A 15,120-nucleotide genomic window follows, 5' to 3' on the forward strand; every position below is an offset into this window, starting at 1 on the left:
ATTATCTAATCGAGCTTGGTTATCAATATGGTGATTTTGACGGGCATAATGGCCTATGGAAAATGACGCATGAAACTGATTATGATGTACTTGCTAGAATGGCATTAGTACCTAGAGTGCTTGAGGCCAGAGGCTTAGATGCTACACCGAAGATACAAAAACGCTTTACAAACTCCAACTTTAAACCTATGGTTGGCTTGCTAGATATTATTCTTAAAGATGAAATTGGACATGTAAAAATCGGCAATTATTGGTATCACCATTTATGCAGTCAAAGAAATCTAGAGCCTATTAAAACGTTCGAAATGCTCATTTTGAAACACATTGGTGAGCCATTACGTGGACCATTTAATATTGAAGCTAGAAAATTAGCAGACTTTACCGAACAAGAATTAACTTATTTACAAGCCAACTAATCTAGACTGAGCAACCAAGTGTCAATGGTTGTCACTAAGGCATCCGAGGTGCCTTTTTCTTTATAGTAGTGACCTGCCTTGTTAATAATTTTCTGCTTGCTTTTCTTATTATTGGCAACATTCATTAACCATTGCCGATCTTTAGCAGATCGCCTAACCCCAGGAAAATCTTTCTCACCATAGATATCAAGCACAGGTTTTAACATGGAATCAAGTGGCATGCGCTTAACCACTTTTTGTTTATAGTCTGTCGCACCCATACCAATACCAACAAAAGCATTTATTTTGTCATCGCCAACTTTATCAAAATAACTCATGGCCATATGTGCACCACAGCCATGAGCAATAAGAACAATATTATCAACACCGAGTTTTTTGTAAAAATTTATCGCCGCTTCAATACGCTCATGGGCATACGGGAAAATTGGCACATAATCATAATAAGTGGCTTTCTTATCAAGTACCGGCATCTGCACCGATAAACTATGCCAACCTTTGGCTACCATACCCACTCTAATCGGCTTAATAACACTATCCCAATTTGCATGATAACCACGAGAATGCATAATAATAACACCGCCTTTTGGCTCATTCGACTCTGCTTCCATGTAAATACTAAACATTTCTTTGTTATCAGCCAATGGCAAATATTCAACATCGCCATCCATGACTGCATCTTCAATTTCACCAATCATTCGATCTTCACGCTCGAAATCAGGTTTAGCATCGGTAAACTGGTTATAAAATTTCTGCAATAAAACAGGATCAAACTCGCCAAACCTCGGCAATTCCGGAAATTCCGGAAATTCTGGAAATTTTGGAAATTTTGGAAATTTTGGAAAATCATCCAAGCTTGGAAAAAAAGCCGAAACACTCAACGAAGTGCTTAGCACAAAAGTGATGATTATTTTATTCAACATATTTTTTATTTAGAAGCTCTAGAGCCTCTTTTGCATCTGGATGATTATTTTTCGTGGCTCGATTAAACCAGTAATAAGCCTCTTTGATGTCGCCTTTTTCTAGCATCAGTGAAGCTAAGTTAAACTGAGCATATTCATCTTCTTGCTGGGCAGCGATTAGCCACCAGCTTTGCGCCAATTCAATATTCTTATCAATACCTTTGCCATCATAATAAAGCATGGCTAGTTCACTTTGAGCATAAGACAAGCCTTGTTTGGCCGATTTATCAAACCACTCAAAGGCTTTTTTGTCGTCTTTCTCAGCACCAAGTCCGTGTAAATAACTTAGTCCAATATTATTTTGCGCAGCAGGGTGTCCGCCGTCAGCGGCACGCATCATCCAATTAAATGCTTCGCTATTGCGACCCATTTGTGAATAATCGTAGCCAATTTGATACCAACGATCAAATCTTGTTTCAGCTTGCGCGAATGAGGTAATTAACCCGTAAAAAAGGGACGCTATTAACATCCCTCTTTTTAAACCAATGGTTAACAATTTATTTAACTGTTAAGCCTAAAAGCTTCCAATCGTTCATACCACCGCGGTAGTATTTGATCTTGCTTTGAGGATAACCCATTGTTAATAGCGCACGAATCGCTGCAGGAGATTGACCACACCATGAACCATTACAGAACAAGTATAGTGTCTTAGCGCCATCGTAATTCAATACGCCATCCATATCTTTAACACCAAACTTACCTGTTAAGATTTCTACAACTGCCATAGGATCTTTGGCTAATGCCTTAGAGTTAAGCTTTGTATATGGAACGTTAATTGCATGTGGAATTGTACCTTTCTTAACCCAGCCCGGTGTACGCGCATCAACAATCAACATTGATGTGTTGCCACCAGCAATATCACGCGCTGCGTGAATTACATCAAGCTCAGTAACTGTTTCAACTGCAGCAGGTGCAAATGGTTTAGTTGGCTGAATACAAAATGGTGGACAAGGACGTGATGTCTTTGCAAATGCAGGGTCGATTGTTGCTTTGTTATCTTGGTTACGTGAAATTCCCGCAATTTCCATAACGCCTTTAACGATACCAACTGGCTTAGCTGTTACAGCTGTTGATGCTAATAATGCTACTGACGCAGCAGATAATACTAATGTTTGAAGTTTCATACTTCTCTCCTCATTTTTATATATAAAAAAATAACTCATTATTGAGTTTGTTATTGATAACACTCCCCTCCTAGGATAGCGAGCATTAAAAATTCTGTTGCTAGTCGCAGCTAGGCTCTTCTTCTAAGTTGTGATTAGCGAAAAAATCCATGACGCATTCTTCTTTTGCATCTTCTTCTGCACCATCACAAAAATCTTGTGCGCCATCACGAATAACTTGCTTTTGTTCGTCTGTTGCATTAGCGCCTAACGGAGCTACTGCCTCACCAGATTGGTGTGCAAATACGGTTGTTGTCATTAAAAATGCAAATAATACGGCTAATTTTTTCACTACTTCTCTCCTTATTGAAATACGTTTAAAAATACCATTTATACCATGTAGAGCTATAATTGCAACTTTTATCGTAACTATCTAAATATCATAATATTCTAATTATAAGAAATAAGCTTACTATTATCTGAGCATTAATTCATAGAATCCATAGCTTGATTAGCTAATTCATCAGCCATTTCATTACCTTCATCGCCACTATGACCTTTAACCCAATGCCAATGCACTGTGTGTGAGGCATTAAGCGTATCTAGGCGTTGCCAAAGATCCACATTTTTAACCGGTTTTTTTGCTGCTGTTTTCCAACCTTTAGCTTTCCAGCCTTTGATCCAATCATTAATACCATTCATGACATATTTAGAATCAGTAAATAAATTAATATCAATGTCTTTTGATTTAATAGCTTCCAAAGCTTTAATAGCTGCCATTAGCTCCATGCGATTATTAGTGGTGTCTTTTTCACTGCCCTTGAGCTTTTTATCATGATCACCATAACGTAGCCACACACCCCAACCACCAATGCCAGGATTGCCTCGACAACCGCCATCGGTATAAATTACTATTTTTTCCATATTACTTATTACCGTCAACGTTAATTTGTAGCCAATACTCCAATAGTGCCAAATGCCACAGACGTGATCCATTTAACGCGGTCATATATTGCTCAGGCTTGTTAATGACTTTTTGCACAAATGCTTGGTCGAATACACCTCGATTAATACAAGTACTTGAGGTTAAGATATCAGACATAAATTCTAAAAATTCACCCTGAACATATTTAAGCGCTGGCATAGGGAAATAGCCCTTTTTACGATCAATCACGCTATCAGGCAATAGTCCGCGAGAGATTTGTTTAAGTGGGTGTTTGCCTTCCTCGGCCATTTTAAGGCTCGGTGGTATACTCAGCGCATGCTCTACTAGCTGATAATCCATAAATGGTACGCGCGCCTCTAAACCCCAAGCCATGGTCATGTTATCAACACGCTTAACTGGATCATCTACCACTAAGCGAGTGATGTCGGTACGAAAGACTTTATCCATAAATTCATCAGCATTAGCCTTGGAAAATTCTTTATTAAGCCAGGCCTGAGTATGATCGCCCGAATGATATTTAGTATTAATGGTTTGCAAGTATTCTTCATAAGGTCTATCAACATAATGCTTAGAAAAACGCTCAACCTCAGTGCCGCTTTCTGCCTGCATGCGTGAATACCAAAAATAGCCTGCAAATGCTTCATCTGCACCTTGACCCGATAACACTACTTTAATGTGTTTTGAGACTTGCTCAGAGAGTAAATAAAAAGCCACGGCATCTTGACCAACCATCGGCTCAGCCATATTGGCAATTGCCTCGCCTAATCTTGGTAATACTTGTGAATTACTCACCACGTATTTCTGATGGCGCGTATTAAATCGTTTTACGATTTGGTCTGAATACTCAAACTCAGAGCCTGCTTCATCGCCAATATCTTCAAAGCCAATGGAAAAAGTACGAATATCTTGATGACCCGCTTCATGTAGTAATGCCACCAATAAAGACGAATCCAAGCCACCTGATAACAACACGCCAATTGGCACGTCAGCCGCATCCATTCTTTTTAAAACCGCTTGAGTTAATAACTCATGAGTGCGTTCAATATAATCGGCATCTGACAATGCAACCTCTGGTCGTTGTGCCTTAGGTTGCCAATACGTTGTTTCTTTAATATCGCCATTAGGCTTTATAATCAATGTTGTGGCTGGCTTGATTTTTTTTACACCTTCAAGAATAGTGTTTGGCGCTGGCACAACTGCATGCAGTGATAGTTGCTGCTGCAAAGCGACAGAATTAATATCGGTATTCGCACCAATTGAAATTAACGATTGCGTGTTAGATGCAAAACTAAAAGCTTTATCGGTCAGATTAAAATACAAAGGCTTAATGCCCATGCGATCTCTAGCCACAAATAAATACTGTTGTTTTTTATCCCAAATACAAAATGCAAACATACCATCTAAGTGGGTAACGCAATCCTCACCCCAGGCTGCATAAGCTTTAAGAATAACCTCTGTATCAGATTGCGAGAAAAACTCATAGCCTTTTTTGATTAGCTCTACGCGCAAAGCTTTGTAGTTATAGATAGTTCCGTTAAACACCAGTACCAAATCAAGCGCCTGATTAACCATCGGTTGTGCACCATAATTCGACAAATCAATAATACTCAAACGCTGATGGCCAAAGCCAATAGTCTTATCAAGCCACTCGCCCGACCCATCTGGACCACGGCGCGCAATCTTTTGCTTCATGATATGTAAATCATTGGTGCTTACTGCTTGATTATCAAATCTTAATTGTCCACAAATACCGCACATATCTAAGTTATAGAGAATGTAAAATGGTTATTTTATCAAGATTTTCAATCGATTTATGCCACAAACACTTTATGACAAACTAATGAGCACACATGTGGTGCGAGAAGAGGCAACCACAGCGCTTATTTATATTGATAGACAATTGATCCATGAGGTAACTTCACCTCAAGCATTTGAAGGTCTAGAATTAGCAGGCAGAAAGCCTTGGCGTTTAGCAGCGAGTATTGCCGTGCCAGATCATAACGTACCAACTACAGATCGCTCAAGTGGCGTAAGTGGCATTGAAGATCCTATTTCAAAATTACAAATTGAAACCTTAGACTCAAACTGTGAAAAATTTGGCATTAATGAAATTCAAATGAATGACATTCGCCAAGGTATTGTTCATGTGGTTGGCCCAGAACAAGGTGCAACATTGCCAGGCATGAGTATTGTTTGTGGCGATTCTCACACTTCAACACACGGTGCGCTTGGTGCTTTGGCGTTTGGTATTGGCACCAGTGAAGTAGAACACGTTTTGGCTACAGGCTGCTTATGGCAATCAAAATCTAAGAATTTAAAAATTGAAGTTAATGGCGATCTTAACAAATACGTAAGCGCTAAAGATATCGCACTTTATATCATTGGCCAAATTGGTACTGCCGGTGGCACAGGTTTTGCGATTGAATTTGCTGGCACAAGCATTCAAAAATTAAGTGTTGAAGGTCGTATGACATTATGCAATATGGCGATTGAAGCCGGCGCTCGTGTTGGCATGGTAGCAGTTGATGATAAAACTCTAGAATACGTCAAAGGTCGTCCAATGGCACCAACAGGCAATGAGTGGGATAAAGCGGTCGAATATTGGAAGTCACTACATTCTGATAAAGATGCTCATTTTGATCAGATAGTTAGTATCGATGCGAAAGACATTAAGCCACAAGTTACTTGGGGTACTTCTCCTGAAATGGTCGTTGCGGTTGATGGCTTAATTCCTGATCCGACAAAAGAGTCCGATCCTGTTAAAGCGCAAAGCATTAAAAATGCGTTAAATTACATTCATCTTGAAGCTAATATACCGATCAATACAGTTTCAATTGACAAAGTATTTATTGGCTCATGCACCAACTCACGCATCGAAGACTTGCGCGCTGCAGCCGATGTTGCTAAAGGCAAGCATATTGCTGATAATATCAAACTAGCTTTGGTGGTTCCAGGTTCAGGCCTAATTAAAGCACAAGCAGAAAAAGAAGGTCTCGACAAAATATTTACCGAGGCAGGGTTTGAGTGGCGTGAAGCAGGCTGCTCTATGTGCTTGGCCATGAATGCTGATAAACTTGAAGTTGGCGAGCGTTGCGCTTCCACTTCGAATCGTAACTTTGAAGGTCGCCAAGGCCAAGGCTCTTTTACTCATTTAGTTAGCCCTGAAATCGCGGCAGCAAGTGCTATTGCCGGGCACTTCGCCCAACCTTAAGGAATCATTATGGAAAAATTTACAACCTTAGTTTCTATCGCCGCACCCCTTGACCGTGCCAATATTGATACCGATGCCATCATTCCTAAGCAATTTTTAAAATCAATTAAACGCTCTGGCTTTGGCCCAAACTTATTTGATGAATGGCGTTATTTAGATGCTAGTGAAGTTGGTATGGATAATTCAAAGCGCCCTATCAATAAAGACTTTGTACTCAATAAAGCTGAATATCAAGGTGCAAAAATCCTCATTACCCGTGAAAATTTTGGCTGTGGATCATCACGTGAACATGCACCTTGGGCATTGGAAGATTACGGCTTTAAAGCTATTATCGCACCAAGTTTTGCCGATATTTTTTATAACAATTGTTTTAAAAATGGTATTCTACCTATCGTTCAAAATAACGACATTATGGATGAATTGTTCTTAGTAAATGGTGACATCACCATCGATCTTGAGGCTCAAACCATTCTAGCAAATAACAAAGAATATAGTTTTGAAGTTGATGCAGAGCGCAAGCGTAGATTGATGAATGGCTTGGATGATATCGCCCTTACATTGCAACACTCAGATGAGATAAAATCATTTGAAAATACTTATTTTAAAAAATACTCTTGGCTATGATCGGACGCTTAACTGGAAAAATTCTAGAAAAAAACCCACCTGAAATCTTACTAGAGGTGGGTGGTATTGGTTATGAAATACTATGCCCAATGTCAAGTTTTTATGACATGGGCGACAGTGACAACATCATGCTACATACGCATTTTCACGTAAAAGAAGATGCGCAAACTTTATACGGATTCATCTCTAAAGATGAAAAAACTCTGTTTAGAGAATTGATTCGAGTGAATGGCATTGGTCCCAAAGTAGCGCTGGCTATTTTGTCACACTTAAACATTGCTTCACTCATGAGTGCAGTTGCCAATGAAGATGATGTATTGCTTGCCAAAACCCCAGGAATCGGCAAGAAAACGGCGCAAAAGCTTATTTTAGAACTCAAAACTCGCCTAGAAAAATTAGAGCTTAGTCAGGGTAGTCATCAAAAAATCACCTCATCAAACTCTAATCCAAATTCACTTAAAGCTTCTCAAGCATTACAATCACTCGGTTTTAAAGTTAAAGAAGCTAAAAAAATGTTAAGCGCCATTACCGATGAAACTCTTTCTACTGAAGAATTAATTCGCCAAGCATTACAAAACAAATGACGCTCTGACAAAAATATAGACAATAATGCGAATGGGCTTATTTGGATGCGTTAAAACACCTAAATAAGCTGTTTTTGAGTGTTTTTTACCTTTAAAACAGCCTTAAACAGCCTATTTATTCAAAATTTTAGAAATATTGAATACGCTTATTTTTCTTGATTTTTTAAGTCTAGAAATCCAACTTACAAACTCAACATTCATCAAATACAGGCACGGCAGCAAAACTAGTGTCATCAGTGTGCCAAATAACAAACCATAACCTAATGCTAAGGCCATTGGCTGCAAGATATAGTCTGTACCGCCAATACCATATGCCAAAGGAATAATACCGGCAAGTGTGGTTAAGCTGGTGAGCACCACAGCACGTAATCGATCCTTGGTGCCCTTAACAATCCACTCATGCACACTGAATTTTTCCAGAGTTTTGTCTTTAAGATAATTAAGGTGAGAAACCAACACCAATGAGTCATTAACAATAACACCAACCAGCGCCAAAATACCCAAAATAGCAAAAAAGCTTAGGGTTTCACCGTGAAGGAAAAATGCCCAGATAACGCCAATCACTGAAAAAGGAATAGCACTTAAAATTAATAGTGGCTGGGTGTAAGAATTAAATAATAATACCAACAATAAGAAAATACCAAAAATTGCCATAATAAAGGCCTGTTTAAAACTGGCCATAGATTCCATGGTTTTCTTCGCACCACCTTCTGAAATAGCGCGCACAGATGGAAAATCCTCATCCAGGTTAAGTTGCAACAACGCTTGCTTCATTACTTCGCCAGTTGAAGTGATTTCATCTTCAATACTGGCACTAACCATAATTGACCTAAGGCCGTTGTAATGATTAAAATCAGGCTCACCAACAATCTCTCGAATGCTAGAAAAATTAGATAAAGGCACAATGCGACCATTTCTGTTAACCACTTTTAGTGAATTAATGAAAGCTTCTGATTGTTGCATATCACCTAGATATAATCGGAAATTAATATCGTTTTGACCTTCTCTAATGTTGGTGACATCGATGCCAGTAAAGGCTGCTCGAAGGTAGCGATTAACCGTAGAAAAATCAATATTTAAACGAGCCATTTTTTCAAAATCAAGTTTGACTTCAATACGATCCTTGCCTGGATCGTCATCGCGATTGATGTTATCAACACCTGTTAGATCTTGCAAAATTTGTTCTAATTTATCAGCGGCACGTTTATTCTCATCACCCTCTTGACTGATTAAATTAATTTCTACATCTTCACCTTGAGGTGGGCCTGGACGATGCACAGAAAACTTTAATTTTTCTACATCTTTGATCTTATTTATCTGTGCTTTTAACGCACTCAAAATCACTTTAGAGTCTATTTGACGCTGAGAGCTTGGCACCAATTCAATGGTAAATTTTGCCTTATGAGTAAAGTACTTGCCCACATCTGTGGTGACTGAAATTAAATCATCACCGATAACATTAGTAATTAATTCTTCGACTTCAGTTGCTTTGGTTTCAGTATTTGTTAATGATGAGCCTACTGGCATGATCATGCGTGCATTGATCGTATCAACGCCCACAGCTGGAAATAAAGCAAACTTCATTTGTGTGCTAGCAAAATAAAGTGAAAATACCAAAACTACGCTAAAAATTACAACCACCCAATATCGAATTTGTAATACTCGAGTTAAAAAATTCTCAAATTTACGCTCAAAATATTCAAACCAATTATGAGTTTTTTGCTTTTCAATAGTGCCTGCCAAATGTGCAGGCAATGCTAATGAAACCTCTAAAAATGATAGCGTTAATGCAAAAATAACCACCAGTGGGATCACATAGATAAATTTACCCATAGTGCCATCCATTAAGAACATGGATGAAAATGCCAATACAGTGGTTAGGATTGTGGTGACAACAGGCATAATCACACGCTTAAAGCCGTGTACGGCCGATTCAAATCTGTTTTCACCTGTTTGCTTATAGTGATGAATACTCTCCGCCACAATGATCGAGTCATCCACCACAATACCGAGCACTAAAATCATCGCTGCTAATGATATTAGGCTGATGGTTTCACCCGTAACGCCCAGTAGCGCAACTGTACCAAGCAAACTCACCGGCAAACTTACTGCTACCCAAAAAGCCGTCTTAAAGGATAAAAATGCGCCCAAAACTACTAGTACCAATAACAAACCAATTAAGCCATTATTAGTGACAATTTCTAAGCGATTACGCACATACTTAGACGTATCAGATGAGTAAAAAATATCGATTTTATGGTTGTGTTTCTTAAGCACCTTATCCATATGCGCTTTCACCAAGTCAACCGTGGTAATTACATCTGCCTGTGCTTGTTTTTTGATACGTAGAATAAAGCCCTTATGACCATTGACGCGTACGATAGACTTCTCTTCAACATTACCTGATTCGATTGTGGCGATGTCTTGCAACCTAACCACCAAACCCTCAAAGTTTGATTTAATAATTACCTCGCCAACATCATCTGCAGCATCAAATTTTGATAAAACCACAATGGTTTTTTCCTCTTGCTGGTGGTGATTACTGCCCACAGTATAGCGCTGATTACGTGCAGAAATAGCACTCATCACTTGAGGCAAGGATAACTCGTACCGATAAAGCTTTTGAGGATCGATATGAATTTGAATCTCTTTATCTAAATAACCTTGTTTACTAACTTCTGAGACGCCATCAATCAACTCAATTGATGTGGCAATATTATCAACCACGCCTCTCAACTGGGCGTAACTTAATTGATCACTACCAATGCTGATTTTAATAACGCTTTTTCTTGATGTTTTATGATCGGTAACGCGAGGCAAATCAACCACCTCTTCCGGCAAGGATTTGATGCGATTAACCGCATTACGAATTTCTTGTTTAAGTTCGGAAATATCGCCAACATCCTGAGACAAAGTAACAATAACAGAAGAAGTACCAGCACGGGAAGTGGAGGTAAATTTATCAATACCTGAAATATTGCTTAATTCATCTTCCACAACATTAGTAATATTTTGCTCAACATCCTCAGGCGAGGCACCAGGATAAGCAATAATAACAGACATTACTTCAAAATCCACCACAGGAAATTGATCACGTTGAATGTTGTTAAGACTAAGTAGGCCAAGTGCAATCACACTGATGGTAAACACCAGTGCGAGTTTTTTCTGCCTAACTAAAAATTCAAGAATACTATTCATAGGTGAATAGTATACCAAGGCTTATACTTATTAAACCTTGACGTCTTACGAAAAGACATTTATTTTGAGCGCTTACGTTCTACTTCTTTTAATAGACGCTTACGAATACGTGTTGAATTTGGCGTTACTTCTACCAACTCGTCATCATCAATAAACTCTAATGCTTGCTCAAGATCTAGTTTGATTGCTGGCGTAAGTGAAACTGCTTCATCTGTACCAGAAGCACGTACGTTCGTTAATTGCTTACCCTTCATTACGTTGATCACAAGATCCTTATCACGCGCATGAATACCAACAACCATACCTTCGTAGATTTCCGTATTATGCTCAACAAAGAACTTACCACTCTTCTGTAAGTTGAAAATTGCGTAAGCAACTGCCTTACCCTGGTTCATTGAAATCAGCGAGCCATTTGAGCGCTGTCCAATTGTGCCAGGCTTTTGAGGCTTGTAAGCGTCAAAGGTTGAGTTCATCAATCCAGTACCGTTAGTTGCGGTTAAAAATTCAGTTCTGAAACCAATCAAACCACGGGCGGGAATGTTAAATTCAAGCTTAACACGTCCATTTCCATCAGGCTCCATATTGGTTAAATCACCTTTACGCTCTCCTAATTTCTCCATTACTGTGCCTTGATGCTGAGATTCAACATCAATACTTAAATCTTCGAATGGTTCGCATGTTACACCATCAATTTCTTTTAAGATTACCTGTGGGCGACCTACAGCTAATTCAAAACCTTCTCTACGCATGGTTTCAATTAATACAGATAGATGCAACTCACCACGACCTGACACTAAAAATTCAGATGGATCATTGGTATTTTCAACACGAAGTGCAACGTTGTAAATAAGCTCCTTATCTAAACGATCACGAATATTCCTAGAGGTAATAAATTTACCATCTAAACCAGCAAACGGGGAATCATTCACACGGAATGCCATTGATACTGTCGGCTCATCAACACTAAGTGGTGGTAACGCTTCAACAGTCTCAGGATCACAAATAGTATCTGAAATTGAAATACCTTCAATGCCTGTAACCGCAACAATATTACCTGCTTCAGACTCATTTAAATCAATCTTATCAAGACCTAAAAAACCTTGTAAGTTGGCAATTTTAGCTTTTTTCTCGATGCCGTCAGCACCTACAATGACCACTTGCTGATTTTTCTTAATGGTGCCACGAGTGATTCGGCCAATACCGATTGCACCCACAAATGAAGAATAATCAAGTGCTGTAATTTGCATCTGTAGTGGTGCTTCAATGTCCACTTCTGGTGCCTTTACGTTCTTAACAATAGTTTCAAACATTGGCAACATATCGCCTTTACGAACGTCATCTTCAAGTGATGCATAACCATTAATACTTGATGCATAAATAACAGGGAAATCTAGTTGTTCATCTGTTGCACCTAATTGGTCAAATAATTCAAACACTTGGTCAATTACCCAGTCAGGTCGGGCTGCATCTTTATCAATTTTGTTAATAACAACAATCGGATTAAGGCCTTGATCAAATGCTTTTTTAGTTACAAAACGCGTTTGTGGCATTGGGCCCTCTTGTGCATCTACCAACAACAATACTGAATCAACCATTGATAATACGCGCTCAACCTCACCACCAAAGTCGGCGTGTCCTGGGGTATCTACAATGTTAATATGGTAATCACCCCATTTAATCGCCGTGTTCTTTGACGAAATAGTAATACCACGCTCTTTTTCAAGATCGTTCGAATCCATCATACGATCAGTAGACTCAAAACGCTCATCAAATGTATCTGATTGCTCCAATAATTTGTCAACTAGTGTAGTCTTACCATGGTCAACGTGAGCAATAATGGCGATGTTTCTAAGTTTAGTATTCATGCGTATAAGAATAATTCGAAAAAGACACCATTATCCCCTAAGTCTCCTATAATATTAGGAATTATTAATGTGAATCAATGACTTAAGACTTATGGGTAAAAAAGGCTCCTCAGGTCGCTGGATGAGTGAACATCTGAGCGATGAATACGTTAAACGCGCTCAGAAAGAAGGGTATCGCTCGCGCGCTGTTTACAAACTCACCGAGATTATGGATAAAGATAAATTTATCAAACCGGGCGATCGAGTTTTAGACTTAGGCTCGGCCCCTGGTGGCTGGAGTCAAGTGGCCATTAAAATGGTGGGTAAAAATGGCCAAGTTATTGCCAGTGATATTCTTGAAATTGAGCCGATTGATGGTGTTGATTTTTTGTGTGGTGACTTCACTGAGGATTCGGTGTATAAAGAACTCCTTAAGCTAACAGCTGGCAAGAAAATTGATGTAGTGCTCAGTGATATGGCACCTAATATGAGTGGACAACTGTCAGTGGACATCCCTAAGTCGATGTATTTATGTGAGTTGGCCCTTGATATGGCCATTAAGACCATCACCCCAAATGGAACATTTTTTATTAAAGTATTTCAAGGTGCTGGCTTTGATGAATACGTCAAAGCTTGTCGAGCTGCTTTTTCTAGAGTTATTATTCGCAAACCAAAAGCCTCGCGTGCTAGATCTAAAGAAGTATATTTATTAGCAACTAAGCTAAAATAGCAACATGCAAAATTTTGACGACATTCGCACCCTACTTAAAGAAGACTTAGAGCAAACAGACATACTACTACACAGTCGTTTAAGTTCTAATGTAGCATTGATCAATCAGATGAGTGCTTATATTATTGGTGCAGGTGGTAAACGCTTACGCCCACTGCTGCTGCTACTTTGTGCTCGCGCAACAAACTATCAAGGTGAACACCACCGACTAATGGCCGTAGTGATTGAGCTAATTCATACAGCCACTCTACTGCATGATGACATTGTTGATGAGTCAGCAACGCGTCGAGGTAAAGATACTGCAAACGAAGCTTGGGGTAATGCGGCCAGTGTTTTAGTGGGAGATTTTTTATATTCACGTTCGTTTGAGATGATGGTTGAGCCTGGCTCAATTAATATTATGCAAATTCTTTCTAAAGCAACCAATGAAATTGCCCAAGGTGAGGTTTTACAATTACTGAATTGTCAAAATTCTGAACTAACTGAAGTTGAATATTATCAAGTGATTGAACGTAAAACAGCTGTTTTATTCCAAGCAGCAACACAAATTGGTGGCATTCTTTCTGACGTTAATCAAGTTCAAGAACAAGCACTTAAAAATTATGGCTTACATCTAGGTAATGCTTTTCAAATTATTGATGATGTGTTGGATTATGAATCAGACAGTGAAACTATGGGCAAAGAAGTGGGTGATGATTTAGCCGAAGGCAAAACCACCCTGCCGATGATTTACGCCTTGGCGAACACATCAGGTTCTGAAAAGCAATTGCTAGAAGATGCTATTAATAATGCTGATAATAGCAAAATTACACAAGTGATTAAAATTCTACAATCAGTGGATGCATTTAGCTACACGCGTGATCAGGCTAAAAAATCTGCTGAGTTGGCCAAAGACTCATTAACTAGTATTGACGATTCAGCTTACAAAGAGGCATTAATTCTACTTTGTGATCTTTCTTTAGCACGTAAATCATAGTGCTATCAAACGAGCTAAAAGTTCAAATTAGAGATTCCTTTATTGCCCTAAAGTCTGACATGAAAGACTTTAGGATTCGCCCTTCACAAAATAAAATGATCGCTGAGATTTCCAAAACTCTTTCTGATGAGTATCAAAACTCAAACAAAATTCTATGCGTTGAAGCGCCCACTGGCACAGGCAAAACCTTTGCTTATTTACTTAGTGCTATCCCCATTGCTAAAGCCCATAAAAAAAAGCTTATTATTTCTAGTGCTAATGTCGCCTTACAAGAGCAATTACTCCTAAAAGACATTCCTGAAGCACAAAAATACTGCCAAGTCGATTTTGAATATGCATTGGTAAAGGGTCGATCACGCTATGTTTGCATTCGAAATCTTATTAATTTATGCGAAGATAGCACTTCTGATAACTCTCTTTTTGATAACACTTTATTATTTGATGAGCCACCTGGAAAATATCAATTAGAACAAATGGCTGAGTTGCTTGAAGATTATTCAGCTAAAAAATGGAATGGTGAAATCGATGA

15 protein-coding genes are annotated in these 15,120 nt (G+C 38.8%); 7 read left to right on the forward strand and 8 right to left on the reverse strand.

Going from position 1 to position 15,120, the window contains the following annotated elements; all coding sequences use genetic code 11:
* On the forward strand, positions 1–416 hold a 416-nt coding region (locus BTHERMOSOX_RS06025), incomplete at its 5' end, for a ferritin-like domain-containing protein (RefSeq protein ID WP_138120214.1).
* On the opposite strand, the gene BTHERMOSOX_RS06030 is transcribed toward BTHERMOSOX_RS06025, so the two are convergent.
* The 6 genes from BTHERMOSOX_RS06030 to BTHERMOSOX_RS06055 all read right to left on the reverse strand — a co-directional run bounded on the left by BTHERMOSOX_RS06030 (position 413) and on the right by BTHERMOSOX_RS06055 (position 5,182).
* Positions 413–1,336 carry a DUF3530 family protein gene (locus BTHERMOSOX_RS06030; RefSeq protein ID WP_138120215.1) on the reverse strand — a complete coding sequence of 308 codons (924 nt, stop codon included), beginning with the start codon at positions 1,334–1,336 and terminating at the stop codon, positions 413–415. The two genes, BTHERMOSOX_RS06025 and BTHERMOSOX_RS06030, sit on opposite strands and share 4 nt — an antisense overlap.
* Positions 1,326–1,844 carry a tetratricopeptide repeat protein gene (locus tag BTHERMOSOX_RS06035; RefSeq protein WP_138120216.1) on the reverse strand — a complete coding sequence of 173 codons (519 nt, stop codon included), beginning with the start codon at positions 1,842–1,844 and terminating at the stop codon, positions 1,326–1,328. The genes BTHERMOSOX_RS06030 and BTHERMOSOX_RS06035 overlap by 11 nt, the downstream gene beginning before the upstream one ends.
* Before the next feature lie 28 nt (positions 1,845–1,872).
* Positions 1,873–2,499: a rhodanese-like domain-containing protein gene (locus BTHERMOSOX_RS06040; RefSeq protein WP_138120217.1), complete on the reverse strand. Its 627-nt coding sequence runs from the start codon at positions 2,497–2,499 to the stop codon at positions 1,873–1,875.
* 100 nt (positions 2,500–2,599) lie between these two features.
* Positions 2,600–2,830, reverse strand: a complete 231-nt coding sequence (locus tag BTHERMOSOX_RS06045; protein ID WP_138120218.1) for a hypothetical protein — start codon at positions 2,828–2,830, stop codon at positions 2,600–2,602.
* 134 nt (positions 2,831–2,964) lie between these two features.
* Positions 2,965–3,402 carry a ribonuclease HI gene (gene rnhA, locus BTHERMOSOX_RS06050; RefSeq protein WP_138120219.1) on the reverse strand — a complete coding sequence of 146 codons (438 nt, stop codon included), beginning with the start codon at positions 3,400–3,402 and terminating at the stop codon, positions 2,965–2,967.
* Position 3,403: 1 nt separating this feature from the next.
* Positions 3,404–5,182, reverse strand: a complete 1,779-nt coding sequence (locus BTHERMOSOX_RS06055) for an N-acetylglutaminylglutamine amidotransferase (RefSeq protein ID WP_138120220.1) — start codon at positions 5,180–5,182, stop codon at positions 3,404–3,406.
* Between the two features lie 55 nt (positions 5,183–5,237).
* On the opposite strand from BTHERMOSOX_RS06055, the gene leuC reads away from it, so the two are divergent.
* Genes leuC through ruvA form a run of 3 tightly spaced genes read left to right on the forward strand, consistent with a single transcriptional unit; the run spans position 5,238 to position 7,843 of the window.
* Positions 5,238–6,635 carry a 3-isopropylmalate dehydratase large subunit gene (gene leuC, locus BTHERMOSOX_RS06060; protein ID WP_138120221.1) on the forward strand — a complete coding sequence of 466 codons (1,398 nt, stop codon included), beginning with the start codon at positions 5,238–5,240 and terminating at the stop codon, positions 6,633–6,635.
* A gap of 9 nt (positions 6,636–6,644) precedes the next feature.
* Positions 6,645–7,259, forward strand: coding sequence for a 3-isopropylmalate dehydratase small subunit (leuD, locus tag BTHERMOSOX_RS06065; RefSeq protein WP_138120222.1), 615 nt, complete (start codon positions 6,645–6,647; stop codon positions 7,257–7,259).
* Complete coding sequence (gene ruvA, locus BTHERMOSOX_RS06070) at positions 7,256–7,843, forward strand: Holliday junction branch migration protein RuvA (RefSeq protein ID WP_138120223.1); 588 nt, start codon at positions 7,256–7,258, stop codon at positions 7,841–7,843. The genes leuD and ruvA overlap by 4 nt, the downstream gene beginning before the upstream one ends.
* A 111-nt stretch (positions 7,844–7,954) precedes the next feature.
* On the opposite strand, the gene BTHERMOSOX_RS06075 is transcribed toward ruvA, so the two are convergent.
* The gene (locus BTHERMOSOX_RS06075) at positions 7,955–11,041 is read right to left on the reverse strand and encodes an efflux RND transporter permease subunit (RefSeq protein WP_138120224.1); all 3,087 of its coding nucleotides are present in this window, start codon (positions 11,039–11,041) and stop codon (positions 7,955–7,957) included.
* Between the two features lie 59 nt (positions 11,042–11,100).
* Positions 11,101–12,906 carry a translational GTPase TypA gene (gene typA, locus BTHERMOSOX_RS06080; RefSeq protein WP_138120225.1) on the reverse strand — a complete coding sequence of 602 codons (1,806 nt, stop codon included), beginning with the start codon at positions 12,904–12,906 and terminating at the stop codon, positions 11,101–11,103.
* Positions 12,907–12,997: 91 nt separating this feature from the next.
* On the opposite strand from typA, the gene rlmE reads away from it, so the two are divergent.
* From rlmE to BTHERMOSOX_RS06095, 3 genes are all read left to right on the forward strand, one after another.
* Complete coding sequence (gene rlmE / locus BTHERMOSOX_RS06085) at positions 12,998–13,615, forward strand: 23S rRNA (uridine(2552)-2'-O)-methyltransferase RlmE (RefSeq protein ID WP_138120226.1); 618 nt, start codon at positions 12,998–13,000, stop codon at positions 13,613–13,615.
* Between the two features lie 4 nt (positions 13,616–13,619).
* Positions 13,620–14,591: a polyprenyl synthetase family protein gene (locus BTHERMOSOX_RS06090; protein ID WP_138120227.1), complete on the forward strand. Its 972-nt coding sequence runs from the start codon at positions 13,620–13,622 to the stop codon at positions 14,589–14,591.
* On the forward strand, positions 14,591–15,120 hold a 530-nt coding region (locus BTHERMOSOX_RS06095; RefSeq protein ID WP_138120228.1), incomplete at its 3' end, for a DEAD/DEAH box helicase family protein. The genes BTHERMOSOX_RS06090 and BTHERMOSOX_RS06095, both read left to right, overlap by 1 nt.

The sequence above is a fragment of the Bathymodiolus heckerae thiotrophic gill symbiont genome (assembly GCF_900128515.1).
Classification (GTDB): Bacteria; Pseudomonadota; Gammaproteobacteria; order PS1; family Pseudothioglobaceae; genus Thioglobus_A.